Source organism: Salinarimonas soli (genome assembly GCF_008386575.1).
Taxonomy (GTDB): domain Bacteria; phylum Pseudomonadota; class Alphaproteobacteria; order Rhizobiales; family Beijerinckiaceae; genus Salinarimonas_A; species Salinarimonas_A soli.
In genome coordinates this window covers 134840-160377 of record NZ_VUOA01000040.1, presented here as the reverse complement: position 1 = coordinate 160377, position 25538 = coordinate 134840, and the positions used below count along the sequence as shown (strand labels likewise).

24 protein-coding genes are annotated in these 25538 nt (G+C 70.6%); 13 read left to right on the top strand and 11 right to left on the bottom strand.

The annotated features are described in order from the left end of the window. From F0L46_RS22095 to gshB, 3 genes are read left to right on the top strand one after another with little or no spacing between them, the layout of a single operon-like run. Entirely contained in the window at nt 1–1299 is a 1299-nt protein-coding gene (locus tag F0L46_RS22095) for an AmpG family muropeptide MFS transporter (RefSeq protein ID WP_149821650.1), read from the top strand. After that, nucleotides 1296–2468, top strand: a complete 1173-nt coding sequence (locus F0L46_RS22090) for an aminotransferase (RefSeq protein ID WP_149821649.1) — start codon at nt 1296–1298, stop codon at nt 2466–2468. Before F0L46_RS22095 ends, F0L46_RS22090 begins: the two co-directional genes overlap by 4 nt. 16 nt (nt 2469–2484) lie before the next feature. Then, nucleotides 2485–3426, top strand: a complete 942-nt coding sequence (gene gshB / locus F0L46_RS22085) for a glutathione synthase (RefSeq protein ID WP_149821647.1) — start codon at nt 2485–2487, stop codon at nt 3424–3426. 43 nt (nt 3427–3469) lie between these two features. Here the strand turns inward: gshB and F0L46_RS22080 are convergent, their stop codons facing one another. Further along, nucleotides 3470–3922: a hypothetical protein gene (locus tag F0L46_RS22080; RefSeq protein ID WP_149821645.1), complete on the bottom strand. Its 453-nt coding sequence runs from the start codon at nt 3920–3922 to the stop codon at nt 3470–3472. A 144-nt stretch (nt 3923–4066) separates the two neighbouring features. Between F0L46_RS22080 and F0L46_RS22075 the strand changes: the two genes are divergently transcribed. Both F0L46_RS22075 and F0L46_RS22070 read left to right on the top strand, forming a co-directional pair. After that, nucleotides 4067–4333, top strand: coding sequence for a hypothetical protein (locus F0L46_RS22075; RefSeq protein ID WP_149821643.1), 267 nt, complete (start codon nt 4067–4069; stop codon nt 4331–4333). After that, entirely contained in the window at nt 4330–4737 is a 408-nt protein-coding gene (locus tag F0L46_RS22070) for a metallopeptidase family protein (protein WP_149821641.1), read from the top strand. The genes F0L46_RS22075 and F0L46_RS22070 overlap by 4 nt, the downstream gene beginning before the upstream one ends. Nucleotides 4738–5044: 307 nt before the next feature. Here the strand turns inward: F0L46_RS22070 and F0L46_RS22065 are convergent, their stop codons facing one another. The 5 genes from F0L46_RS22065 to F0L46_RS22045 all read right to left on the bottom strand — a co-directional run bounded on the left by F0L46_RS22065 (nt 5045) and on the right by F0L46_RS22045 (nt 11248). After that, nucleotides 5045–5419: a DUF1850 domain-containing protein gene (locus F0L46_RS22065; protein ID WP_149821639.1), complete on the bottom strand. Its 375-nt coding sequence runs from the start codon at nt 5417–5419 to the stop codon at nt 5045–5047. Further along, nucleotides 5416–7680, bottom strand: coding sequence for a TRAP transporter permease (locus F0L46_RS22060; protein WP_149821637.1), 2265 nt, complete (start codon nt 7678–7680; stop codon nt 5416–5418). The genes F0L46_RS22065 and F0L46_RS22060 overlap by 4 nt, the downstream gene beginning before the upstream one ends. A 92-nt stretch (nt 7681–7772) precedes the next feature. Further along, nucleotides 7773–8717 (bottom strand): TAXI family TRAP transporter solute-binding subunit, encoded by a 945-nt coding sequence (locus tag F0L46_RS22055; RefSeq protein ID WP_149821765.1) that lies wholly within the window; start codon nt 8715–8717, stop codon nt 7773–7775. 93 nt (nt 8718–8810) lie between these two features. After that, nucleotides 8811–9935, bottom strand: coding sequence for an NAD(P)/FAD-dependent oxidoreductase (locus F0L46_RS22050; protein WP_149821635.1), 1125 nt, complete (start codon nt 9933–9935; stop codon nt 8811–8813). A 101-nt stretch (nt 9936–10036) separates the two neighbouring features. After that, a complete protein-coding gene (locus F0L46_RS22045) occupies nt 10037–11248 on the bottom strand; it encodes an adenylate/guanylate cyclase domain-containing protein (protein ID WP_149821633.1) in 1212 nt (403 codons plus the stop codon). Nucleotides 11249–11457: 209 nt separating this feature from the next. On the opposite strand from F0L46_RS22045, the gene F0L46_RS22040 reads away from it, so the two are divergent. After that, entirely contained in the window at nt 11458–12189 is a 732-nt protein-coding gene (locus tag F0L46_RS22040) for a DUF1013 domain-containing protein (protein ID WP_149821631.1), read from the top strand. A 73-nt stretch (nt 12190–12262) separates the two neighbouring features. Here the strand turns inward: F0L46_RS22040 and F0L46_RS22035 are convergent, their stop codons facing one another. The 3 genes from F0L46_RS22035 to amaB all read right to left on the bottom strand — a co-directional run bounded on the left by F0L46_RS22035 (nt 12263) and on the right by amaB (nt 15973). Then, nucleotides 12263–12742, bottom strand: a complete 480-nt coding sequence (locus F0L46_RS22035; RefSeq protein ID WP_149821629.1) for a hypothetical protein — start codon at nt 12740–12742, stop codon at nt 12263–12265. Nucleotides 12743–13137: 395 nt separating this feature from the next. Then, entirely contained in the window at nt 13138–14367 is a 1230-nt protein-coding gene (locus F0L46_RS22030; RefSeq protein ID WP_149821627.1) for an acyl-CoA dehydrogenase, read from the bottom strand. 67 nt (nt 14368–14434) lie between these two features. After that, nucleotides 14435–15973: an L-piperidine-6-carboxylate dehydrogenase gene (amaB, locus tag F0L46_RS22025; RefSeq protein WP_149821763.1), complete on the bottom strand. Its 1539-nt coding sequence runs from the start codon at nt 15971–15973 to the stop codon at nt 14435–14437. A 337-nt stretch (nt 15974–16310) separates the two neighbouring features. On the opposite strand from amaB, the gene F0L46_RS22020 reads away from it, so the two are divergent. Beyond that, nucleotides 16311–17504 carry an NAD(P)/FAD-dependent oxidoreductase gene (locus F0L46_RS22020; RefSeq protein WP_149821625.1) on the top strand — a complete coding sequence of 398 codons (1194 nt, stop codon included), beginning with the start codon at nt 16311–16313 and terminating at the stop codon, nt 17502–17504. A 4-nt stretch (nt 17505–17508) separates the two neighbouring features. On the opposite strand, the gene F0L46_RS22015 is transcribed toward F0L46_RS22020, so the two are convergent. Continuing rightward, nucleotides 17509–18117 (bottom strand): hypothetical protein, encoded by a 609-nt coding sequence (locus F0L46_RS22015; protein ID WP_149821623.1) that lies wholly within the window; start codon nt 18115–18117, stop codon nt 17509–17511. Between the two features lie 231 nt (nt 18118–18348). Between F0L46_RS22015 and ugpB the strand changes: the two genes are divergently transcribed. The 6 genes from ugpB (at nt 18349) to F0L46_RS21985 (ending at nt 24666) form a co-directional block, all read left to right on the top strand. Continuing rightward, nucleotides 18349–19662, top strand: coding sequence for a sn-glycerol-3-phosphate ABC transporter substrate-binding protein UgpB (ugpB, locus tag F0L46_RS22010; RefSeq protein ID WP_149821621.1), 1314 nt, complete (start codon nt 18349–18351; stop codon nt 19660–19662). A gap of 137 nt (nt 19663–19799) precedes the next feature. Further along, nucleotides 19800–20681 (top strand): sn-glycerol-3-phosphate ABC transporter permease UgpA, encoded by an 882-nt coding sequence (ugpA, locus tag F0L46_RS22005; protein WP_149821619.1) that lies wholly within the window; start codon nt 19800–19802, stop codon nt 20679–20681. A 164-nt stretch (nt 20682–20845) separates the two neighbouring features. Continuing rightward, nucleotides 20846–21694, top strand: coding sequence for a sn-glycerol-3-phosphate ABC transporter permease UgpE (ugpE, locus tag F0L46_RS22000; RefSeq protein ID WP_149821617.1), 849 nt, complete (start codon nt 20846–20848; stop codon nt 21692–21694). A gap of 53 nt (nt 21695–21747) precedes the next feature. Continuing rightward, nucleotides 21748–22839, top strand: coding sequence for a sn-glycerol-3-phosphate import ATP-binding protein UgpC (locus F0L46_RS21995; protein ID WP_149821615.1), 1092 nt, complete (start codon nt 21748–21750; stop codon nt 22837–22839). Between the two features lie 111 nt (nt 22840–22950). Further along, complete coding sequence (locus F0L46_RS21990) at nt 22951–23385, top strand: hypothetical protein (RefSeq protein ID WP_149821613.1); 435 nt, start codon at nt 22951–22953, stop codon at nt 23383–23385. A 129-nt stretch (nt 23386–23514) separates the two neighbouring features. After that, nucleotides 23515–24666: an alpha/beta hydrolase gene (locus F0L46_RS21985; RefSeq protein WP_210247673.1), complete on the top strand. Its 1152-nt coding sequence runs from the start codon at nt 23515–23517 to the stop codon at nt 24664–24666. Between the two features lie 36 nt (nt 24667–24702). Here the strand turns inward: F0L46_RS21985 and F0L46_RS21980 are convergent, their stop codons facing one another. Then, on the bottom strand, nt 24703–25500 hold the full coding sequence (locus F0L46_RS21980) for a sulfite exporter TauE/SafE family protein (protein ID WP_240540101.1): 798 nt from the start codon (nt 25498–25500) through the stop codon (nt 24703–24705). Nucleotides 25501–25538 lie beyond the last annotated feature (38 nt).

Genomic DNA, 25538 nt, shown 5'->3' with positions numbered 1-25538 from the left:
ATGACCAAGCCCCGCCTCACCATCAAAAGCGTGCTCGCCGACCGCCGGGTTCTCCTGATGCTGGTCTTCGGCTTCTCGTCGGGCCTGCCGTTCCTCCTGGTGTTCAGCACCCTGTCGGCGTGGCTGCGGCTGGCGGGCGTGTCGCGCACCGAGATCGGGCTCCTGAGCTACGTGGCGCTCGCCTACACCTTCAAGTTCGCCTGGGCGCCGATCGTCGACGCCTTCGACGTGCCGGGGCTGTCGCGCCTTCTCGGGCGCAGGCGGGCCTGGATGGTCCTGGCCCAGCTCACCGTGGCGGCGGGGCTCGTCGGCATCGCCTTGAGCGACCCGGCGGTGAGCGTCACCATGACGGCGGCCTTCGCGCTCCTCGTCGCCTTCGCCTCCGCGACCCAGGACGTGGTGGTGGACGGCTGGCGCATCGACGCGGCTCCCACCGAGCGCCAGGGCATGATGGCGGCGGCCTACCAGCTCGGCTACCGGCTCTCCCTCATCGCGGCGGGCGCGGGCGCGCTCTACATCGCCGACCTCGCGGGCTGGCGCGAGGCCTATCTCGCCATGGCGGCGCTCGTCGCCGTCGGGCTCGTCGGCACCCTCGTCGCCCCCATCGTCGACCGGCGGGAGGGCGTCGAGGCGCCCAAGGGCTTCACCTTCGCCCATGCCGTGGTCGACCCTTTGCGCGACCTCCTCGACCGCAAGGGCTGGCGCATCGTCCTCATCCTGCTGCTCGTGGCGTTCTACCGCCTGCCCGACTTCGTGGCCGGCGTCATGGCGAACCCGCTCTATGTCGACATGAAGTTCTCGATGATCGAGATCGCCAACGTCTCGAAGCTCTACGGGGTCTGGATCGGCATCGCGGGGGCCTTCGCGGGCGGCTTCGCCCTCGCCCGCTTCGGCCTCCTGCCCTCCCTCGTCTTCGGGGCGCTGAGCTCGGCGGGCTCGAACCTCATGTTCGCCTGGCTCGCGCTGCGGGGCTACGATCTCACCCTGCTCACGGTCTCCATCAGCATCGACAACTTCGCCGGAGGCTTCGCGGGCACCGCGCTCATCGCCTACATGTCGGGCCTCACGGGGCCGGGCTTCGCGGCGACGCAATACGCCCTCCTGTCCTCGCTCTACGCCCTGCCGGGCAAGATCGTGGGCGGGCTGTCGGGCGTCATGGTGGACAGCTTCGGCTATCCCACCTTCTTCGTCCTCACCTCCCTCGTGGGCATCCCCGTGGCGATCCTCTGCCTCATCGTTGGGCGCGAGGGGGCAAGGCCCGAGGAACCCGCCGCCGAGCCCGCCGGAGCCCGCGCATGAGCCCCGCGATCAACCCGCTCGTCCGGGATCTCGCGAGCCCCCACATCCCCGAGGCGCAGGGCTGGGCCCGCGCCTATGACGGCGCGATGGGACCCCTGATCAACCTCTCCCAGGCGGTGCCGGGCTCGCCCCCGCCGCCCGAGCTCCTGGAGCGCCTCGCTGCCGCCGCCGGCGCCCCCGAGACCGCGCGCTACGGCGCGATCGAGGGCGACGAGCCCTTGCGCGAGGCCTATGCGGCGGACGTCTCGCGCCTCTATGGCGGCCGGGTCGATACGGGGGACGTCTCGATCACCACGGGCTGCAACCAGGCCTTCTTCGCCGCCATGATGCTGCTCGCCCGGGCGGGCGACGCCGTGATCCTGCCGCAGCCCTGGTACTTCAACCACCAGATGACCCTCGACATGCTGGGGCTCGAGATCAGGGGCCTGCCCTGCCTTCCCGAGCGCGGCTTCGTGCCGGATGTCGGCGAGGCGGAGGCCCTCATCGACGAGCGGGTGCGGGCCCTCGTCCTCGTGACGCCCAACAACCCCACCGGCGCGGTCTATCCCCCGGGCGTGATCGAGGCCTTCGCCGCGATGTGCCGGCGGCGCGGGATCTGGCTCGTGGTCGACGAGACCTATCGCGACTTCATGCCCGCCGGGGTCAACCGCGCCCACGGCCTGTTTGCGGACGAGGGCTGGCGCGAGGGGGTGATCCAGCTCTATTCCTTCTCCAAGGCCTACGCGATCCCGGGCCATCGGCTCGGCGCCCTCGTGGCGGATGCGCCTATCGTGGCGCAGCTCGCCAAGATCATGGACTCCCTCCAGATCTGCGCGCCCCGCGCCGGCCAGACGGCGGTCGCCTGGGCCGTCGAGGCGCTTCGGGGATGGCGCGAGGACAACCGCCTGGAGATCAACCGCCGCAGCCATGCCTTCCAGGACGCGATGGCGGACGCGCCGGGCTGGCGCATCGACTCGATCGGCGCCTATTTCGCCTATCTCCGCCACCCCTTCGACGGCGTGCCCGCCACCGCTGTGGCCCGGGCGCTCGCCGAGCGGCGCGGCGTCTCCTGCCTGCCGGGCTCCTATTTCGGCCCCGGCCAGGACACCCACCTGCGCATCGCCGTCGCCAACGTGGCGGCCGAGGCGCTTGAGCCCTTAGGCCAGCGTCTCGCCGGCTTCACGCCCTGACCCCCGGGAGTCCTCCATGCCCCTCACCGTCGCGGTCCAGATGGATCCGATCCAGCGCATCAAGATCGCGGGCGACTCCACCTTCGCCCTGCTCCTGGAGGCGCAGGCGCGCGGCCACCGGCTGCTGCACTACACCCCGGACAGGCTCTCCATGCGCGACGGGCGCATCGTCACCCGGGCCGAGGCCCTGGAGGTGCGCGACGTCGAGGGGGATCACTGCACCCTGGGCGAGGCGAAGCCCCTGGATCTCGCCGAGGTGGACGTGGTGCTGCTGCGCCAGGATCCGCCCTTCGACATGGCCTACATCACGACGACGCATCTGCTCGAGCGCATCCACCCGAAGACCCTCGTGGTGAACGATCCGCACCACGTGCGCAACGCGCCCGAGAAGATCTTCGTCACCGAGTTCCCGCACCTCATGCCCCCGACCCTGATCAGCCGGGACCGGGCCGAGATCGACGCATTCCGCGACGAGCACGGGGACGTGGTCATGAAGCCGCTCTACGGCAACGGCGGCGCGGCGGTGTTCAAGGTGTCGCGCGAGGACCCGAACTACGGCTCGCTGTTCGATCTCTTCTCCGCCACCTTCCGCGAGCCCTGGGTGATCCAGCGCTTCCTGCCGCGGGTGAGCGAGGGCGACAAGCGCATCATCCTCGTCGACGGCGAGGCGGCGGGCGCCGTGAACCGGGTGCCGGCGGTCGGCGACATCCGCTCCAACATGGTGCGGGGCGGCGCGGCGCGGCCGACCGACCTCAGCCCCCGCGAGCGCGAGATCTGCGAGACCATCGGGCCGGCGCTCCGGCGCATGGGGCTGATCTTCGTCGGCATCGACGTGATCGACGGCAACCTCACCGAGATTAACGTCACCTCGCCCACGGGCGTGCGCGCCATCAAGCGCCTGGGCGGCCCCGATCTCGCGGTGGCCATCTGGGACGCCATCGAGGCGAAGCGGGCCTGAGGCGGGACCCGGCCCGTCCGGGCCGGATCGCCGCTCATCGGCGTTAGAGCGCGCCAAAATTCTGGCGGCAGACCTCGACGGGGCGGCGGATCACCACGCCGCCGGGGGTGACGCGCTCGCGGATGCGGGTGGTGCACACGGTGCGGGCCCGTGGCGGGCGCACGAAGCGCCGCTCGACGACCACGGGCTCGCGCACCCGCTCGCGGCGGATGATGACGCGGCGCTCGTCGCCGTAGCCCCGGTCGAAGCCCCCGCGCCGCTCGAAGCCGTCCTCGCGCTCGTAGCGCTGGGCCTGCTGCTCGCCGCGCTCCGCCCGGCCGCCCCGGCGCTCAAGCCCGTCCTCGCCGGCTCGCTCGCGGCGGCGCTCCAGGCGCTCGGCTCGGTCGCCGCGCTCGATCCCGCCCGTCGCGTCGATGCCGCGATATTGCGCCTGGGCGCCCGCCGGGATGCCGGCCAGAAGGGCGCCTGCCAGGCAAGCCATGATGATGTGACGCATGATGTCCTCGATGCTGGTGTTGGGGCGGAGAACGCCCCGGCGGGAGCCCTGTTCCGACCGCCGGGGCTCGGCGCCGGTCCCGTGCGCCCCACTCCCCAAGCCGCCGCCGTCTGCTAATCTCCCGCCCGGATCAGGGGAGCCGGCATGAGGGACGAGGATCGCAAGCGGGAATCGGAGGAGGCGCTCCGGCGGGTCGCGCGGGACTCCGAGACCGTTGGGTCGTCGGCGCTCGCCCGGGGCGCGCGGCGTGTGGGCGATCACTTCGCGGGGCGCGACGCGGTGGGCGAGGGTGCGTCGGGGGAGACGGACCCGGTCGAGGTCTGGGGCCGGCGCATCGGCCGCGGCCTCTCCCTCGTCGGCGTCGTCGCCCTCGCGATCTGGCTCGGCCTTCAGCTCGGGTGGTGGCGATGACGGATCCGGCCGGTCTCAAGGCGCCGACGCTTGCCGAGATGGAGCGCCTCGCCGACGAGGCCTACGTGGCCCTGCCCGATGGCTTCCGGGCCCTGTGCGAGGGCCTCGTGATCCACGTCGTCGATTTTCCAGACGACGAGACCCTCGACGAGATGGACTGCGAGACCCCGTTCGACCTGCTGGGGCTTTTTCGCGGGATCGGCCTGGCGCAGGGCTCGCCCGGCGCCGTCACGGGCCAGTTCCCGAACATGATCTGGCTCTACCGCCGCCCGATCCTCGACTACTGGGCCGACCACGACGAGACCCTCGGCGCCATCGTGACCCACGTCCTCGTCCACGAGATCGGCCACCATTTCGGCCTCTCGGACGCCGACATGGAGGCGATCGAGGCCGCGGCCGGGTGAGGGACGCCTGCGGCGTGCCGCGACGGGCTCCCCTCCCCCTTGCGGNNGGGTTCGAAAAGTCGGAGCTGGTGGGCAGGTGGGGAGCACGCACGCTCGTACAGCGGCATCTCCGGTTGGATTACCGCCGTCACCCCACCCCAGCCCTCCCCGCAAGGGAGAGGGAGCGCGGTAGCGCCCTCCATCTGAGGCAAGCGAGACGTGAGTGTAGAGGTGCACTAGCGCTGAATGGCACCATCCGCATGGAAGTGCAAATTTACACTCCCACCGCCATGCCCTCCCGACACGAAAGCGCATCCCTGCACTTCCCTCAGCGCGCCGCCTCACAAGTCGTGAGAATCACCGGATCGGCGTCAGGGGGAACGAGGGTGTCCATGGTGCGGCAGCCCGCCCCCGTGCAGATGCGCCAGTCGGCGGTGGCGCCCGAGCGGCGCAGGACGATCCGCTCCTGCGGCGGCACCCGGGGCGCCCAGGTCCATATGCCGTCGCGCAGGACTGCCTCGGGCGGCGGCTCCATGCCGGCGCCCGAGCCGCGCACCCGCGCCTCGCGGAGGACAACACCCTGCGGCGTGGCCTGCCAGACCTCCTCCCAGGCGATCCGCTCGACGGAATGGGTCCAGGCGAGCGTCGCCGTCGAGGCGACGAGCGAGACGCTCACGGCCCCGGCCAGAAGGCAGAGCGTCATGCCGCGAGGGGGGCCGTGCGCGCCTTCGTGCGCCACAGATGGACGCCGATGGCGAGCGCCGCGAGCGCGAAGCCGACCCCGTCGGTCCACCAGATCGCCACCACGAGGAAGCCTGCCGCGACGGCCGCGAGGGCGCGCTCCCACAGGGGCATCGGCGCCTTGAGGTAGCCCACCGAGGCGGCGCCCCACAGCGTGATGGCGAGCGCCGTCTTGAAGACGACATAGCCCACCTCGACCCAATAGGCGGCCCCCGTCACCCCCGCCACGGGCTGGAGCATCAGGGAGGGATCGTAGACCGCCATGTACGGGATGACGAAGCCCGGCAGCGCGATGCGTAGGGCCTGGAAGCTGATCTTGAAGCCCGAGGTCTTTGCGATGGGCGCCGCCGCGAAGGCCGCGAGCGCCACCGGCGGGGTCAGGTCCGCCATGATGCCGAAGTAGAACACGAACATGTGGCTGATGATCAGCGGCACGTCGAGGGCGAGCAGCGCCGGGGCGGCGAGCGACGAGGTGATGATGTAGTTGGGGATGGTCGGGATCCCCATGCCGAGGATCAGGCTCACGATCATGGTGAGGACGAGCGAGGCGACGAGCGAGTCCTTGCCCACCGACACCACCCAGTTGCCGAAGATCGTGCCGATGCCTGTGAGGGTCATGACGCCGATCACGATGCCCACGACCGCGCAGGCCAGGCCCACAGGCAGGGCCTGCCGGGCGCCGTCGGCGAGCGCCGTGCGGCAGGCGTCGAGGCTCTCGCGCCCGTCGCGGGTGAACGCCGTGACTGCGATCATGAGCACCACGAGCGCCACGATCAGCGCCACGCCGAGCCAGAGCACGTAGGCGGCCAGCAGCCCGAGGCCGACCCAGAACACGAGGCGCGCGGTCTGGTGCACGAGGCCCAGCGCGATGGCGCTGCCGAGCAGAAGCACCGCCGTCAGGGCAAGGCCCACGGAGCCGGCGAAGAGGGGGGTGTAGCCCGAGAACAGGAGGTAGACGAGAACGCCGAGGGGCAGGATGAGGTACCACTTCTCCCGCAGGGCCGCGCGTGCGCTCGGCAGCTCGCTGCGGGGCAGGCCCGCGAGGCCCGCCCGTCCCGCCTCCAGATGCACGGCGAGGAAGGCCGAGGCGTAGTAGAGGATCGCGGGGATGAGCGCGGCCTTCACGATCTCGACATAGGGCACGTCGATCGTCTCGGCCATGATGAAGGCCACCGCGCCCATGACGGGCGGCATGATCTGCCCGCCCATGGAGGCCGTGGCCTCCACGCCGCCCGCGAAAGCCGCCTTGTAGCCGAAGCGCTTCATGAGCGGGATGGTGAACTGGCCCGTCGACACCACGTTGGCGACGCCCGAGCCCGAGATCGTGCCCATCAGGGCCGAGGAGAATACCGCCACCTTCGCCGGCCCGCCGCGCGCGCCGCCGAACAGGCCCATGGCGATGTCGGTGAAGAGCTGGATCATCCCAGCCCGCTCCAGGAAGGAGCCGAACAGGATGAAGAGGAAGATGTAGGTGGCCGAGACGAGGGTCGGCACGCCGTAGATTCCCTCGGTGCCGAAGGCGAGGTGCTCGACGACCTGCTCCAGGGTGTAGCCCCGGTGGTCGAAGGGCGGCGGGAGGTAATTGCCCAGGAGCGCATAGGCGAGGAACAGGCCCGCCACGATGGGCAGCGCCGGCCCCATCACCCGCCAGACGAAGTAGAACAGGAGGCCCAAGGCCGCGATACCTACGACGAAATCGCCGTGCGTGAGATCGCCCGCCCGCACCACGAGCTCGTCGTAGAGGAACCAGTGATAGAGGCCCACCCCGAACCCCGCGAGGCCGATGATCCAGCCGACGATCTGTCCGGCCCGGGTCGTGGAGCGGTGGTTGGCGAGCATGGCGCCGGCCACGAGGCACAGGAAGCCCACATGGATCGTGCGCACCACCTGGCTCGGCAAGCTGCCGGCGAACTTCGCGACGAGCACGAAGGTGAAGCCGAGGGTGACGAGCGCCATCGCGCCCTCGGCGATGCTCCGCCCCTGGACGCGGCGCACGACGAGATAGGCGGCCCAGGCGGCGAGCGCGACCCAGATGCCCTGGATGGGGGTGGCGAGGCCGAGGATGCGCCGGTCGAGGGGCACGCCGAAGGCGGTCACGATCTGGAACGCCGAGAACGAGACCGCGATCCAGAAGAGGAGGCGGCCGGGAAGGCCCGCCCCGAAGCCCTCGGGCAGGCCGTGCTCCGGGTTCTGCAGCTCGGCCTGGTCCACCTTGTCGGTCATCACGCGTACTCCCGCCGCCCGCAGCGGCCCATCGCCCTGCAATCTCGTTGATCGGCCGGCCCGGACGCGCTGCCCGGGCCGGCCCGCAGCGCTCAGGCGCCCGACTTCTTGACGCCCTTCTCCTTGAAGTAGCGTTCCGCGCCGGGGTGGACCGGGATCGGCATGCCCTCGAGCGCCGTCTCGAGCTTGATGGAGCGCGCAGCCGCATGGGCGGCGTTGAGCTCGGGCAGGTTCTCGTACATGGCCTTGACCATCTGGTAGACCATGTCCTCCTTCACGCCCTCGTGGGTCACGAGATAGTTGATGACCGCGGCGGAGGCGACGTCAGCGGACTGGCCTTGATAGGTGTTGGCCGGGATGATCGACTTCACGTAAGGGGCGCCGACCTTCTCGAGAACGCCCGCCGGGATCTCCACCACGACGATCTCGACCGAGGTTGCGAGGTCGCGGATCGAGGCGACGCCGAGGCCCGCCGATTGCAGCGTGGCGTCGAGCTGGCGGTTCTTCATCAGCTCCACGGACTCGCCGAAGGGCAGGTACTCGACCTTGCCGAGGTCCTTGTAGGTCATGCCGGCGCCGGCCAGGATGGCGCGCGCGTTGAGCTCCGTCCCTGAGCGCGGGGCGCCCACCGACAGGCGCTTGCCCTTGAGGTCGGCCAGCGTCTTGATGCCGGATTCCTTGGAGGCGACGATCTGGATCACGTTGGGATAGATCGCGTTCATGCCGCGCAGCTTGCCGAGCTTCTGCTTGAAGCCGGCCTCCTCGTCGCCGGCCCAGGCCAGCGCGAGGCTGTCGCCCAGCGTGAAGGCGACCTCGCCGCGGCCCTGCTGGAGCAGGGTGAGGTTCTCCACCGAGGCCTTGGTGGCCTGCACCGAGGGACGGGCGCCGGGCAGCTTCTCGGTGTAGACCTTCGAGAGCGCGACGCCGAGGGGATAGTACACCCCCGACGTGCCGCCCGTGAGGATGTTGATGAACTGCTGCTGCGCGAGCGCCGGGCGGCCGAGAAGCGCGGAGCCCGCGGCGCCGGCGCCCAGCATCAGGGCCGTGCGGCGGGTCACGATGGAAGCGGTCATGCTGGTCCTCCCAGGATTTTTGGTCGTGTTTACGTGAAACTACCGATCGGGGCAGTTCTAGGCCGCCGCTCGCCGATCCTCAAGGCTTGACGCAACGTAATCGGCGATCGCGAGGGACGAGGTCAGCCCCGGCGACTCGATGCCGAAGAGATTGACGATCCCCGGCACCCCGTGATCAGCCGGGGTCTGGACGACGAAATCCGCAGCCGCCGCGCCTGGGGGCGTGATCTTGGGCCGGATGCCCGCATAGGAGGGCTGGAGCGCCCCGTCGGGCAGGCCCGGCCAATAGGTCCGGATCGCCTTCTCGAAGGCGGCCTGGCGCGAGGCGTCGACCGTGTAGTCGATGCGGTCGACCCACTGCACGTCGGGCCCGAAGCGCACCTGCCCCGCGAGGTCGAGGGTGGCGTGGATGCCGAGCCCGCCCGGCTCAGGGACAGGATAGACCAGGCGCTTGAAGGGCTGGCGCACGCCCACCAGGCTGAAATAGTTGCCCTTGGCGAGATAGGGCACCGGCACGTGCTCGGCGGGGAAGCCCTCGAGCCCGCGGGCGAGGTCGGGGGCGTGCAGGCCCGCCGAGTTGACGAGGAGGCGGCAGTCGAGGGTCATGGCCTCGGCGCCGCCCGTCTCCAGGCGGATGCCGTTGCCCGTCACGGCGCCGCCGAGGATCGGCGTGGACAGGGCCACCATGCCGCCATGGGCCTCCAGGTCGCCCTGGTAGGCGAGCATCAGCGCGTGGCTGTCGACGATTCCTGAGCGCGGCGAGAACAGCCCGGCGACGCAACGCACCTCGGGCTCCAGCTCCGCCGCCTCGGCCTGGTCGATCCAGCGCAGGTCGTGCACCCCGTTGCGCTCGGCCGCCTCGCGTAAGGTGTGGAGCGTGCCGATCTGCTCGGCGTCGGTGGCCACGATGATCTTGCCGATGGCCCGCGCCTCGACCCCGCGCTCGCGGGCATAGGCGTAGAGCGCCTCGCGCCCGGCGACGCACAGGCGCGCCTTGAGCGACCCTTGCGGATAATAGATCCCCGCATGGACCACCTCGGAATTGCGGGACGACGTGCCGGCCCCGATCGTGGCCTCCGCGTCGATCACCAGAACCTCCCGGCCCTGAAGGGCCAGGGCCCGGGCGCAGGCGAGCCCGACGACGCCCGCCCCCACCACCACGCACTCGACAGATTCCGCCACGCATCGCTCCCTTCGCGGTTTCACGGCATCATAGGCCCGGGAACAGCCACCGGTCGAGACGGCACGTCCGATCGTGGTTTCCGCGGCGGACGCCCCCGCCCCTAGGAGCGTTTCAGGCGCCGGCCGGCCTCGAACAGCTCCACCGGCTCGGACAGCCCCTTGAGGGGGGCGCGGACGGGAGCGCCGAAGGTGAGGCCGGCACCCGAGGCCGCCTCCCGGGTGGAGGCCGAGGCGAGCACGCAGCCGGGCCGCGCATGGTCGGCGATGCGCGCCGCAAGGTTCACGGTGGTGCCGAACACGTCCCCGTCGCGCTGCACCACGGGGCCCGTGGCGATGCCGGCCCGCGCCTCGCCGTCGCCCAGGCGCTCCACCCAGTCCACGATGTCGAGGCAGGCCGCGATCCCTGCGGCCGCGCCCTCGAACAGGAGCATCACCCCGTCCCCGAGGGATTTCACGAGGCGCCCGCCCCGCTGCACCGCCGCCTCCTGGGCGAGCGCCTCCAATTGCGCGGCGCGCTCGGCCGCCGCGGCGTCGCCCGTGGCCTCGGCAAAGCGCGTGAAGCCCGACAGGTCGACGAAGGCGATGGTGGGCGCCGTCGCGCTCGTGGGCGGGGCGTGGCCGAGGGTCTCCAGGATCTCCTGGATCCGGGTCGCCACGTTGGCGAACACCGCCTCCTCGAGGAAGCGGCGGTGGAGCAGGAACACGCTGCGGAAGCCCACCTGCTGCAGCGCCGCCCGGCGCTCGGCCCCGATGATCAGCATGTCGGAGCGCGAGAGCCCCTGGGTGAGAAGCCGCTCCTCCACCTCCACCCGGAAGAGGTCGCGCATGACGTTGACGATGCGGCGCAGGGAATGGCCGAAGACCCGCACCGCCCGCACGAGGCTGTCCTCCGACACGCCGATGGTGCGGGCCTGCGCGATGAGCGTCAGCAGCTCCCGGTCGTCCTCGCGCAGCACCGTGCCGGCATCGAACCCCGGGAAGCCCGCCGCGAGCCACAGGCGCCGGGCAAAGCCCTCGGGCATGGCGAGCGCCGCCAGCGTCTCGCCCACCGTGGCGGAGGAGAGCATCACGGGCTCGTGGATGAGGGAGGCGCCGAAATCGAGCGAGAGCTCGCCCGCGCTCACCGCCTGCGCGAGCACCCCTGCGGGCACGCCGGCCGCCTCCAGGGCGATGACGAGGCGCACCCGCATGGCGTCCCCCGTCGAGAACGCCCCGTTCGCTCCGACAAGACGCAGGTGCGCCAGGCGCAGCACCTGCGCTTCGTCCGTGCCCGCGAGCGCCGCGAGCCGGCATGCGGTGAGGGGTTCGCTCATGGGGCTGTTGTGGCCCGGTTCGGCCGCGACGTGAAGGGGGAACGCCACGCGCCGATTGAAAGGCGGGCCACGGAGGCCTATACTTCCAGTATTCCCCTCACATCGTGAGACGGTTTGCTCCGGTTCGAAGACCGGGCCGGAGCGCGAGAGAATTTTGGCCGGCGCGCGAGCCCGCGGTGCCTGGCACGCCAACCCGAAGGAGGTCACCCGTGCAGCAGGGACCGTTGATGCCGAAAGCCACGGCCGTCTGGCTCGTGGAGAACACGTCGCTGTCGTTCGACCAGATCGCCGACTTCTGCAAGCTCCACCCGCTTGAGGTGAAGGGGATCGCCGACGGCGAGGTCGCGGCGGGCATCAAGGGGCTCGATCCCGTGTCGACGGGCCAGCTCACCCGCGAGGAGATCGAGCGGGTGCAGAGCAACCCGGACCAGCGGCTCAAGATGGCGACGCCGAAGGTGAAGCTGCCGGAGATGAAGCGCACCCGCAAGGGCCCGCGCTACACACCCGTCTCCCGCCGCCACGACCGGCCCAACGCGATCCTCTGGCTCCTGCGCAACCACCCGGAGCTCAAGGACGCGCAGATCATGCGGCTGGTGGGCACCACCAAGACCACGATCCAGCAGGTTCGCGAGCGCACCCATTGGAACTCGGCCTCGCTGACGCCGATGGACCCCGTGACGCTCGGCCTGTGCTCGCAGATCGACCTCGACTTCGAGGTGCAGCGCTCCGCCAAGGACCGCCCGGCCCAGGGCGCCGAGGGCCCGACCCTGCTCGCCCCCGAGGTGTCGCTCCTGCCCGAGCCGGAGCCCGAGACCGCGGGCTTCCGCGACTTCGACCCCTCGTCGCGCGAGCGCGAGGAGCCGGCGATCGACGTCAACTCCGTCTTCGCGAAGCTCAAGGGCCTCAAGCGCACGGGCGACGAGGACGAGGACGACGCCTGAGGCGCGTCCGGCAGGACATGTCGATGGAAAGGCCCGGATCGCTCCGGGCCTTATTTTGTGGGCGCGTGCCCCGTCAGTTCGCGCCGGCTTGGCGCTGGCGGCGGCTCTCGCCCTGGAGGCGGCGCAGCTCCGCCATCGCCGAGCGGCAGCCCTCGGACATCTTGTCGGGGTTCGAGCGGAAGCACTGGCCCCGCGCCCGGTTCGAGAGATTGTCGCCGCAGGCGGCCTTCACGTCCGCCTCGCAGGCCTTCGTCACCGCCTCGCGCGCCGGCCTCAGGCTCTCGCCCCGGCCGGCGCGCGCCGGGCGCAGCTCCGCCACGAAGCTCTGGCAGCCCGGCGCGAGGGACTCGCGGTTTCGCCGCAGGCAGGCCGAGACGCGGCCGAGCGACAGGGGCTCGGCCCCGCAACGGCTCTTCATGTCGGCCGCGCAGGCCTCCAGCACGGCGCCCACCGTCGGCGTGGGCTTCGCGGTGCCCTGGGCGGCTCCTTGAGCCGCGGCCGGCCCGACGAGAGCGGCGAATGCGAGCGCCGCGACGAAACCTCTTGCGATCATCCTGTCACCCCCATGGCGGCACCCCGGCCGCGCGCCGCGATTGTGGCGCGCATGCCTGGATGTTGCAACCGGTGGAGACGGTTTTTGCTGGAGCGGTTGTGGATGGTCGGGGCGGGCTGGGGTGCGTCCCGACCGGCGACGTCACCCGGCGGACGGTTGAGGTCCCTCCTGCGCGATCACCGCCGTCCCCCACCCCTAGCCCCTCTCGCAAGGGGGAGGAGAACGCGTGGCGTCTCTCACGGATGCTCGGTGCAGGTTAGACGATGCGAGCCCCGACGAGCGCCGCGCTGCTCCCTCCCCCCTTGCGGGGGAGGGTTGGGGTGGGGGGTGACGGCGGTGCCATCACAGGATCGAGCACCAGCCGATCAGGCACGGCAGCATTCACCCCGAGGCGCTCAGAAGAACGCCTGGAGCCCCGTCTGGGCACGGCCCAGGATGAGGGCGTGGACGTCGTGGGTGCCCTCGTAGGTGTTGACCGTCTCGAGGTTCTGGGCGTGGCGCATGACGTGGTACTCGCCCATGATGCCGTTGCCGCCGTGCATGTCGCGGGCGACGCGGGCGATGTCGAGGGCCTTGCCGCAATTGTTGCGCTTGACCAGCGAGATCATCTCCGGCGCCACGCGGCCCTCGTCGAACAGGCGGCCGACGCGAAGCGAGGCCTGGAGGCCCAGCGCGATCTCGGTCTGCATGTCGGCGAGCTTTTTCTGGACGAGCTGCGTCTGGGCGAGCGGCCGGTTGAACTGCTTGCGGTCGAGCGTGTACTGGCGCGAGCGGTGCCAGCAATCCTCCGCGGCGCCGAGCGCCCCCCAGGAGATGCCGTAGCGGGCCCGGTTGAGGCAGCCGAAGGGACCCTTGAGCCCCGAGACGTTCGGGAGCAGCGCGTCCTCGCCGACCTCCACGTCCTGCATGACGATCTCGCCCGTCACGGAGGCGCGAAGCGAGAGCTTGCCGCCGATCTTCGGGGCCGAGAGGCCCTTCATGCCCTTCTCCAGCACGAAGCCGCGGATGGCGTTGTCGTGCGCCTCGGACTTGGCCCAGACCACGAACACGTCGGCGATGGGGGAGTTGGAGATCCACATCTTGGCGCCCGAGATGCGGTAGCCGCCCTCGATCTTCTTCGCGGTCGTCTTCATGCCGGCGGGGTCGGAGCCCGCGTCCGGCTCGGTCAGCCCGAAGCAGCCGATGAACTCGCCCGAGGCGAGCTTGGGCAGGTACCGCTTGCGCTGCGTCTCGTCGCCATAGGCGTAGATCGGGTACATGACGAGGGACGACTGCACGCTCATCATGGAGCGGTAGCCGGAATCGATCCGCTCGATCTCGCGTGCCACGAGGCCATAGGCCACGTAGGAAGCGCCCGCGCAGCCGTACTCCTCAGGCAACGTCACGCCGAGAAGGCCGAGGCCACCCATCTCCTGGAAGATCTCGGGCTCGACCTTCTCCTGCTGGTAGGCCTCGACGATGCGCGGCAGGAGCTTTTCCTGCGCGAAGCCCCGGGCCGTGTCGCGGATCAGCCGCTCGTCCTCCGACAGCTGCTCGTCGAGAAGGAACGGATCCTCCCAGTTGAAGGAGGCGGGGGCGGGCGCCGAGCGGGGATCGGCCGGCTTCGGCTGGGGCATGGCGTTCATGATTGTCTCTCCCGACGGATTGCTTGAAGCTTAAAGGATCGTGGGCCCGGAGGCGAGTGACGGAGCGTCACGCGTCGATGTCGAACTTCACGCCTTGGGCCAGGGGCAGGGTCGTGCCGTAGTTGAGCGTGTTGGTGGCGCGGCGCATATAGGCCTTCCAGGCGTCCGAGCCCGCCTCGCGCCCGCCGCCCGTCTCCTTCTCGCCCCCGAACGCGCCGCCGATCTCGGCGCCCGACGGCCCGATATTCACGTTGGCGATGCCGCAATCGGAGCCGGACGCCGCGATGAAGGCCTCCGCCTCGCGCATGTCGAGGGTGAAGATGGACGAGGACAGGCCGGCGCCCACCGCGTTATTGAGCGCGATCGCCTCGTCGAGCGTCGCATAGCGCGTCACGTAGAGGATCGGCGCGAAGGTCTCGCGCAGCATGGGGCCCGTGTGCGCGGGTATCTCGACGAGGGCGGGCCGGGCGTAGAACGCATCCGCGCCGCCCGTCGCGACGCGCCCGCCGCCATGGACCCGGGCGCCCAGATCGCGCGCCTCCTGGAGCGCCCGCTCCATGCCCTCGTACGCGCTCCCGTCGATGAGCGGCCCGACCAGCGTGCCGGCCTCGCGCGGGTCGCCGATCGACACCGCCGCGTAGGCGCGCGCGAGCTGCGGGACCAGGGTGTCGTAGACGCTCTCGTGCACGAACAGGCGGCGCAGCGTGGTGCAGCGCTGGCCCGCCGTGCCCATGGCGGCGAACGCGATGGCGCGCAGCGCCAGGCCGAGATCGGCGGAAGGGGTCACGATCGCGGCGTTGTTGCCCCCGAGCTCCAGGATGGCGCGGGCGAAGCGGCCGGCGAGCCGCGGCGCGACGGCGCGCCCCATGGCGGTGGAGCCCGTGGCGGAGACCACCGGCACGCGGGCGTCGTCGACGAGGACCTCGCCCAGATCGCGTCCGCCGATCAGGAGCTCGCTGAGCCCTGCGGGCGCGTCCGCGCCGAAGCGGGCGAGCGCGCGCTCCACGATGGCTTGCGTGGCGAGCGCGGTGAGCGGGGTCTTCTCGGAGGGTTTCCAGACCACGGGATCGCCGCAGATGAAGGCGAGCGCGGCGTTCCAGGACCAGACCGCGACGGGGAAGTTGAAGGCGGAGATGACGCCGCAGACGCCGAGCGGGTGCCAGGTCTCCATCATGCGGTGGTCGCGCCGCTCGGTGGCGATGGTGAGGCCGTAGAGCTGGCGGGAGAGGCCGACCGCGAAGTCGCAGATATCGATCATCTCCTGCACCTCGCCCAGGCCCTCGGAGACGATCTTGCCGGTCTCGAGCGTCACGAGTCGCCCGAGATCGTCCTTGTGGGTGCGCAGCTCCTCGCCGATGAGGCGCACGAGCTCGCCCCGCCGGGGCGCGGGCACGCGGCGCCAGGCGAGGAAAGCCTCGTGCGCGCGGCCGATGGCGGCACCCGCCTCGTCCGCGCTCATGGCCCGCACGGTCGCGACGATCTCGCCGGTGATCGGCGAGCGGGCGGGCAGGCCCTGCGCCGCGAAGGCGCTCTCGGGCACGCCGAGGCTGGACAGGATCGCAAGCGCCTCGGCGCGGACAGAGGCGGCCGGGGTGTGGTCGCGCATCGCGGCCTGGGACATGGGACGGGCTCCGGGTGATCGGTTTCCCCTGACTTAAGGCCGCGCGGGGCCGCCGTCGAGACGGTTGGGCGCAGGCCACCTCTCCCCGCCGCGCGGGGAGAGGGCCACGAGGCCCCCTTGCCGGGGCCTCGTGGCGAGCGCGGCAGCGCGAGGGTGAGGGGGCCTGGCCGGGTGCGCTCCGTCCTCGGACGCCCCCTCACCCTCGCTCGCTGCGCTCGCTTGCGCCGCCCGCCGCTCCGCGGGCGGCGCCCTCTCCCCGCACGGCGGGGAGAGGTGACGGGAGCCCTTGCCTCGGCCCGCGTCCCCATGGAAGGTGCGGCCCATGACCCACCCCACCAAAGCCGACGTCGTCATCGTGGGCGGAGCCGCCATGGGCTCCTCCCTCGCCTATCACCTCCTGGCGCATCCGGGCTTCTCCGGCCGCGTGGTCGTGGTGGAGCGCGATCCGACCTATGCCCGCTCGGCCTCCGCGCTCTCGGCGGCCTCGATCCGCCAGCAATTCTCCTCGCCCGTGAACATCCGGATCTCGCTGCACGGGATCCGCTTCCTGCGAGCGATCGGCCAGCACCTCGCGGTCGACGGAGACCGGCCGGAGATCGGGCTCAAGGAGGGCGGCTATCTCTATTGCGCGTCGGACGCAGGCGCCGACGTGCTGCGGGAGAACGGGGCGGTCCAGCGGGAGGAGGGCGCCGACATCGCGCTCCTCGATCCCGGCGCCCTGCGCGAGCGCTTCCCCTGGCTCAACGCCAGCGACCTTGCGTGCGGCAGCCTCGGGCTCACGGGCGAGGGCTGGTTCGACGGCTGGGGCCTGCTCCAGGCCTTCCGGCGCAAGGCGCGCGCGCTTGGCGCCGTTTACGTCACGGCGGGCGTCACAGGCATCGACGTCGAGGCCGGACGGGTCACGGGCGTGCGGCTCTCGGACGGATCGAGCATCGCCGCGCCCGTCGTCGTGAACTGCGCGGGCGCGGGCGGGCGGGCGGTGGCCGCCATGGCGGGGGTCGAGATCCCGGTTCTGGCGAAGCGCCGCTACGTCTTCACCTTCACCTGCCGCGAGCGGGTGGAGGGCTGCCCGCTCCTCATCGACACCACGGGGGTCTATGTGCGCCCCGAGGGCGAGGGCTTCATCTGCGGCGTGTCGCCCGAGGCGCACGAGGATCCGGACTGGACCGACGATCCCGCCACCCATGAGGTGGATCACAGCTTCTTCGAGGAGCGCATCTGGCCCGCCCTCGCCCACCGCGTCCCCGCCTTCGAGGCGATCCGGCCCGGACGCGCCTGGGCGGGCCCCTACGACATGTGCCTCCTCGACCACAACGCGATCCTCGGCCCCGCCGGCCCCGACGGCTTCCTCCTGTGCAACGGCTTCTCCGGCCATGGCCTCCAGCAGAGTCCCGCAGTGGGGCGAGGCCTCGCGGAATGGATCGCGGAGGGGCGCTACGCGACGCTCGATTTGAGTGATCTGGGCTACGAGCGGGTGGTAGCGGGGCGGCCGCTCCTGGAGCGGAACGTGATCTGAACTCTCAATCGCGGGCGAGACGGTTGCGCCGAGCGGCGATCTCGGCGTCACGCCGCGGGTCGGCGGCGCCGAGCCCGTCGTCGGGGGTGACCGCCGCGAGGCCGAGGCCGTCGAGCCCCGTCGTGGTGCCGACGCTCGGGCCGACGCCGCTCGTGGGGCCGGGCGCGGCCGCGCGGCCCGGCGTCAGGCCCGACGCGGCATTGTTGAGCGAGGCCGCGACGGTGCCCGTGCCCGCGCCGGAGGTCTGCCCCGTGAGCCCCGCCGCGGCCTCCAGCGCCGCGCCCGCCGGATCGGCCCAGCGGTCGGCGGCGCGGTCGACGGCAAGCGGAGCGCAGGTCTCCAGGATCGCGAGGACGTCGCCCGTGTCGCCGCCGGGCTCCACGACAAGCACCTGCTCGCCCGCGCCCGGCTCGGGCGCCCGCGCGCGGCCGATGCCGAGATCGGCGAGCGCCCGGGCGAAACCCTCCGCGAGCGCCGCGCCGGGAGAGCGGGCGGGGGCCTCGAGCGGCGTGATCCGCACCCGGTCGGGCGCGATGCCGCCGTCGAGGAGCGCGCGACGGGCCTCCTCGGCGGCGGCGTGATGGGCAAACAGGGCCGCGACGGTCCGGTTCATGGCGATCCGTTCCCCTGCAGAGGGATGGCGATTCAGCCCATCCAACGCCAGGAACAGGGTCGCGGTTCGATTTTTACGCTAATCACGACAATGCGAGCCGGCCCCTTTGCCAACGAAACGTCCCTTGCCTAAAGTCCGGCCGCCATGCTTGTCATCAAGCTGTCACCCCTCGACGACAGAGGGGAACCCATAAACGCCCGCCGGTCGCGGGCGCAGGAGGAGAGGACCACCATGAACAGACGTGCCCTGATCGCCGCCGCGAGCCTGATCGCGATGTCCGCGCCGGCGTTCGCGCAGACCGAAATCCAGTGGTGGCACGCCATGACGGGCGCCAACAACGACGTCGTCGTGCGCCTGGCCGAGGAGTTCAACAGCTCCCAGAAGGACTACAAGGTCGTCCCGACCTACAAGGGCTCCTACGCCGACACGATGAACGCCGGCATCGCCGCCTTCCGGGCCGGCAACGCGCCGCACATCATGCAGGTCTTCGAGGTGGGCACCGCCACGATGATGGCCGCCACCGGCGCCGTGAAGCCCGTCCACGTCCTCATGAAGGAGGCCGGCGAGCCCTTCGACCCGAAGGCCTACCTGCCGGCCATCACGGGCTACTACTCCACCGCCAAGGGCGACATGCTGTCCTTCCCGTTCAACTCCTCGTCCATGGTGATGTGGTACAACAAGGACGCCTTCAAGAAGGCGGGCCTCAACGCCGACCAGCCCCCTAAGACCTGGCCCGAGCTGTTCGAGGCCGGCAAGAAGCTGAAGGCGGCGGGCTTCCCCAATTGCGGCTTCACCACCGCCTGGACCACCTGGGCCAACATCGAGCAGCTCTCGGCCTGGCACAACGTGCCGCTCTCCACCAAGGCCAACGGCCTCGACGGCTTCGACACCGAGCTGAAGTTCAACACGCCGTTCCACGTCCGCCACCTGCAGAGCCTCGTGGAGCTGCAGAAGGACAAGACCTTCGACTATTCGGGCCGCACCAACACCGGCGAGGCGCGCTTCACGGCGGGCGAGTGCCCCGTCATGATCACGTCCTCGGCCTTCTACGCCAACATCAAGGCCAACGCGAAGTTCGAGTTCGCGGCAGCCCCGATGCCCTACTACGCCGACATGAAGGACGCGCCGCAGAACTCGATCATCGGCGGCGCCTCCCTGTGGGTGATGGGCGGCAAGAAGCCCGACGAGTACAAGGGCATCGCCCGGTTCTTCTCGTTCCTCTCGGACGTGGACCGTCAGGTGAAGCTGCACACGGAGTCGGGCTACCTGCCGATCACCCGGGCGGCCTACGACAAGACCAAGGCCTCGGGCTTCTACCAGAAGAACCCGGCCCTCGAGGTGGCGCTGATCGAGCTCACCAACAAGGAGCCGACGGACAATTCCCGCGGCCTGCGGCTCGGCAACATGGTGCAGATGCGCGACATGTGGGCCGAGGAGATCGAGGCGGCGCTCGCCGGGCAGAAGACCCCGCAGGCGGCCCTCGACGCGGCCGTCCAGCGCGGCAACCAGACGCTCCGCCAGTTCGAGCGCTCGGTCTCCCGCTAGGAGCCCCGCCCCTCCCCGCGAGGGGATGACCGACGACAGCCGTGGGGCGCCCTGGACCAGCCGGGGCGCCCCACGCCGGCTCATGATCCCGTTCCACGCCTGCCCGTCGCAGGCCGCCAGCCCGGCTCTCGAGACCCATGGACAAACGCGCCATCTTCGGCGGCCGCCTGCTCCCCTACGCGCTCCTCCTGCCGCAGGTCCTGGTGACGCTGGTCTTCTTCTATTGGCCCGCGAGCCAGGCGGTCTGGCAGTCGTTCCTGCTCCAGGACGCCTTCGGCCTCGCGACCGACTTCGTCTGGTTCGACAACTATGTCGACCTGTTCAGCCGCGCCGATTACTACCGCACCATGGCGACGACCCTCGCCTTCTCGACGGCGGTCACCGTGGCGTCCCTGTCGATCGCGCTCCTGCTCGCCGCCATGGCGGACCGGCAGCTGCGGGGGGGCACCGTGTATCGCACGCTCCTGATCTGGCCCTACGCGGTGGCGCCGGCCATCGCGGGCGTGCTGTGGATCTTCATGTTCCAGCCCTCCCTCGGCGTGCTGGCCCGGGGGCTGCGGGGCATCGGCGTCGACTGGAACCCGCTCCTCAACGGCACCCACGCCATGACGATGGTGGTGCTCGCCGCGGCCTGGAAGCAGATCTCCTACAACTTCCTGTTCTTCCTCGCCGGCCTCCAGGCGATCCCCAAAAGCGTGATCGAGGCGGCGGCCATCGACGGCGCGCGGCCGTTCCGCCGCTTCTGGACCATCATCTTCCCGCTCCTCTCCCCCACGGCCTTCTTCCTGCTCGTGGTCAACATCGTCTACGCCTTCTTCGAGACGCTCGGCGTGATCGACACCATGACGAGCGGCGGGCCGGGCAAGGCCACCGAGACCCTCGTCTACCGGGTGTTCTCCGACGGTCGGCTCGGGGCGGATCTCGGCGGCTCGGCGGCCCAGTCGGTCGTCCTCATGATCATCGTCATCGCGCTCACCGCGGTGCAGTTCCGTTACGTCGAGCGCAAGGTCACCTATTGATGCGTGCCCCGTCCCCAGCAGAGCGATCGCCTTTGGAGCGCAGGACCGAACATCCGAGCCGCGGAGGGGATCCTCGCGGCATTGTCCGGCGCAGCCGGTTTCGCGGAGGCTGCCCCGATGACGGGTCGCATGCCCTACCCTCCCCCGTGCGAGCCGGTTGAGCCATGGTCGAGCAGCGCCGCTTCGGGAACCTCGTCCCCCACCTCATCCTGTGCATCGGGATCGCCATCGTCGCCTTCCCGGTCTACCTGGCCTTCATCGCCTCGACCCACGAGCCGACGATCATCGCCAACGGCCAGATGCCCCTGACCCCGGGCGGGCACTTCCTCGAGACCTACTACCGAACGATCTTCGTGGGCACGAGCGGCACCACCCGCGAGCCCGTCTCGACGATGCTGTTCAACTCCTTCGTGATGGCGAGCGTGATCGCGGTGGGCAAGATCGCGATCTCGCTGATCTCGGCCTACGCGGTGGTGTATTTCAGCTTCCCGTTCCGCAAGACCGCCTTCTGGATGATCTTCATCACCCTGATGCTGCCGGTCGAGGTGCGCATTTATCCCACCTACAAGGTGGTGTCGGATCTGGGGCTCCTCGACACCTATGCGGGCCTCACCATCCCCCTGATCGCGTCCGCCACCGCGACCCTGCTCTTTCGCCAGTTCTTCATGACCATTCCCGACGAGCTGGTGGAGGCCTCGAAGATCGACGGCGCGGGGCCGATCCGCTTCTTCTTCGACACGGTGCTCCCGCTCTCGCGCACCACCATCGCGTCGCTCTTCGTGATCCTCTTCATCTATGGCTGGAACCAGTATCTCTGGCCCCTCCTGATCACGACCCGCGACGACATGCAGACCATCGTCATCGGCATCAAGAAGATGATCGTCACCTCCGACGCGCTCACCGAGTGGCAGATCGTGATGGCGACCGCGATCCTCGCCATGGTGCCGCCGGTGCTCGTCGTGGTGCTGATGCAGAAGCTCTTCGTGAAGGGGCTGGTGGACTCGGAGAAGTAGCCCTCTCCGGCCCCACGCCCGACCAGGTTCGAGTTCAAGGAAACGAGACCAAGATGGCCAGCGTCACCCTCAAGGACGTGCGGAAAGTGTATGCGGGCGGGGTCGAGGCCGTGAAAGGCGTCTCCCTCGACATCGACGACGGCGCGTTCTGCGTGCTCGTCGGTCCCTCGGGCTGCGGGAAGTCCACGCTGCTGCGCATGGTGGCGGGGCTGGAGACGATCTCAGGCGGCACGGTGGACATCGGCGGGCGCGTGGTGAACGCGATCGAGCCCTCCGAGCGCGACATCGCCATGGTGTTCCAGAACTACGCGCTCTACCCCCACATGAGCGTCTACGAGAACATGGCCTACGGCCTGAAGAACCGCGGCACACCGAAGGCCGAGATCGAGGCGCGGGTGGGCGAGGCGGCCCGCATCCTCGCCATCGAGCCCTTCCTGAAGCGCCGCCCGCGCGAATTGTCCGGCGGCCAGCGCCAGCGCGTCGCCATGGGCCGGGCCATCGTGCGAAAGCCCCAGGTCTTCCTCTTCGACGAGCCGCTGTCCAACCTCGACGCGAAGCTGCGCGTCCAGATGCGCGTCGAGATCAAGCGCCTCCAGCGCCAGCTCGGCGTCACCTCGATCTACGTCACCCACGACCAGGTCGAGGCGATGACGCTCTCCGACAAGCTCGTGGTGATGAGCGGCGGCCAGATCGAGCAGGTGGGCACCCCCACCGACGTCTATCGCCGCCCCGCGACCCGCTTCGTCGCCACCTTCATCGGCTCCCCGCCCATGAACATCCTGCCGGGCACCGTGGCGGGCTCGGGCGCGGTCTCCATCGCCGGAACCCCCGTCGGGGCGGCCGACATGGCGGCGGGCCTGCGCGCCGGCACGCCGGTCGAGGTCGGCCTGCGCCCCGAGGACCTGCACGTGACGGAGGGGCCCGAGGGCCTGCCCTTCACGGTGGATTTCGTCGAGGAGCTCGGCGCGACGCAGCTCTTCCACGGGCGCACGGGCGAGGCCGAGCTCGTGATCCAGGCGCCCACGGGCCGCATCCCGGCGGATGCCGGCGCGCTGCGCCTCGCCATCGATCCGGCCGCGGTGCACCTGTTCGACCCCGCGACGGGGCGGCGCGTCGGGCGCGAGGCAGTGGGGATGGCGGCCTGAGCGGGGGACCGGCGGCGACTGCCGGTTGCCTGAGAGTGGGCAGATGGAACCAGAACGGCACGGCTGAGTTGAGGCTCGAAGCGTAGCAGTAAGCTTTGCCGGAGCCGACGCATGATCCCGCGGACGCGCGTGCTTGCCCTTGCCCTGATCGTCCTCGCCGCGGGACCGACCCGTGCGCAGGGGGGCGGCACGCCGGCTTGCCAGACCGGCACGATCCAGGCGCGAGACCACAAGACCCGAAACGAGCAGCTCGTTCGGGACTACGTGGCGGCCATGACGAGCGTGCGCGATGCGAAGGCGGCCGGTGATATGGCGACCGCGATCCAATCGCTGCGGCAGAGTCGGCGCATTGCCGGCGAGTTCGGCCCGCTGATGAAGGCGATGCGGGCGAACGCGGTCGACGCGCATCGGCATGGCTGCATCGGCGACGCCCTGCTGGCGATGTCGATCGAGGTGACGACCGTGATAGCCCAAACCTACCGCAAGCTCGGCGATCTCGCCGCGCAGCACGAGCGAGAGTTGCGCTCCCAGACGAGTCGCCGCTGACCCGACCGCCAGTGGCGGGCGTGGCGGATGCCCGCCTGCCTGCGACCTCCCGTCCCAGGAACACCGCCCATCCCCTTCTGTTGACCGCCCATGGCGGCCCCCGCGGCCGCGCGATCGGAAGGGATCATCATGTCCGTCAAGACCCACGCCCTCGTGACGACGGCCCTCGTCGCGGCGGCCCTCATGGCCGCGCCCGCGGGCGCCCAGACCCAGCCCCAGGCGCAAGGCCAGGCCGCCGCCGCCGACAGCGGCACCATGAAGCGCGCCGACAAGGACATGCGCCAGGTGCTGGACAAGCTCCAGTCGCTCGGCGCCAAGCCCATCGGCACGCAGTCGGTCGAGGAGACCCGCAAGGGACCGACGCCCGCCGACGCCGTGAAGGCCGTGCTCAAGGACGAGGGCAAGGATCCCGACAAGCTCATGGCCCAGATGGGCGTGTCGAAGAAGGACATCGCCTATACGGGCCCGTCGGGCGACATGCCGGCGCGGGTCTATACGCCGTCGGGCACCGCGCCCCAGGGCGGCTGGCCCATCGTCGTCTATTATCACGGCGGCGGCTGGGTGATCGCGGACCTCGACACCTACGAGGCCTCGGCCATGGGGCTCGCCAAGCAGGCGAACGCGATCGTGGTCTCGGTGGAATACCGCCACGCGCCTGAAAACAAGTTCCCCGCCGCCCACGAGGACGCCATCACGGCCTATTCCTGGGTGCTGCGCAACGCCGGGAGCTTCGGCGGCGATCCCACGCGGGTGGCGCTGGCGGGCGAGTCGGCGGGCGGCAATCTCGCGATCAACGTCGCCATCGCGGCGCGCCAGGGCAACTTCCAGAAGCCCGCCCACATGCTGCTGATCTATCCCGTGGCCGGCACCGACCTGAACACGCCCTCCTACAAGGAGAACGCCAACGCCATGCCGCTCTCCAAACAGGGCATGGAATGGTTCGTGCAGAACGCCACCAACGGCGCGAGCGATCTCCAGGATCCGCGCCTCGATGTGGTCGGCAAGGCGGACCTGAAGGGCCTGCCGCCCGCCACCGTGATCACGGCGGAGATCGACCCGCTGCGGTCCGAGGGCAAGGCGCTCGCCGACAAGCTCAAGAGCGCCGGGGTCGACGTCACCTATCGCGACTTCGACGGCGTCACGCACGAGTTCTTCGGCATGGCCCCCGTCGTCGCCGACGCCGAGAAGGCCCAGGCCTTCGCGGGCAAGGAGCTGAAGGAGGCCCTCGCCAAGGGCAGCGCCACGGGCTCCACGAGCGGGGGCGCAACCAAAAAGCAGTAAGGCAGGTCTGGGGCGGTCCCACGGGGCCGCCCCTCCCTAGCGCCCGATCAGCCCCGTCACCCCCTCCCACACGAGCCGCCCGCCAACCCCCACGAGCAGGACGTAGACCGCCGTGTAGAAGCCCTTCGTCGGCACCCGCCGCACCAACCACACTCCGGCATAGGTGGCCGCAATGGCGAGCGGGAAGAGGGCGAGCGAGGTGGAGAGGTTCTGGGCCGTGAACTGGCCGAGCGCCAGGTAGGGCGGCACCTTGATCCAGTTCACCGCGAGGAAGAACCAGGCGCCCGTGCCCACGAACACCTCGCGGGGCAGGCGCTGGGGCATGACGTAGACCTGGAAGGGCGGCCCGCCCGCATGGGCCACCATGCTCGTGAAGCCCGACACCGTGCCCCAGAACCAGCCCGCGAGCCGTCCCGGCCGGCTCGGCGGCGGCAGGCGCCCGCCCCGCTCCAGCACCATGCGCCGGATCGCGAAGGTGATCGAGACGAGGCCGATCACGAGCTCCACCGCGTGGTCCGACACCTTGGCGGCGAGCGCCCAGCCGAGCACGATGCCTGCCACGGCGCCGGGCAGGAGGCGCGCCAAGTTGCCCCCGTCCCAGGTGCGCCGGTAGGCCCACACCGTCACCACGTCCTGGATCATGAGGATCGGCAGCATGATGGCCGCCGCCTGGACGGGCGAGACCACGAGCGCCATGAGCGGCAGGGACAGGAGCCCGAGCCCCGAGAAGCCGCCCTTGGCCAGGCCGACGAGGATCACGGCCGGCACGGCGGCGGCGTAGAAGAGAGGATCGTTGATCATGCGCAAGGCGTGGGTTCGGTTGCGTCCTACCATCCCGATCGCCGAAAGTCTCAAGGACATCGCGCCGGCAC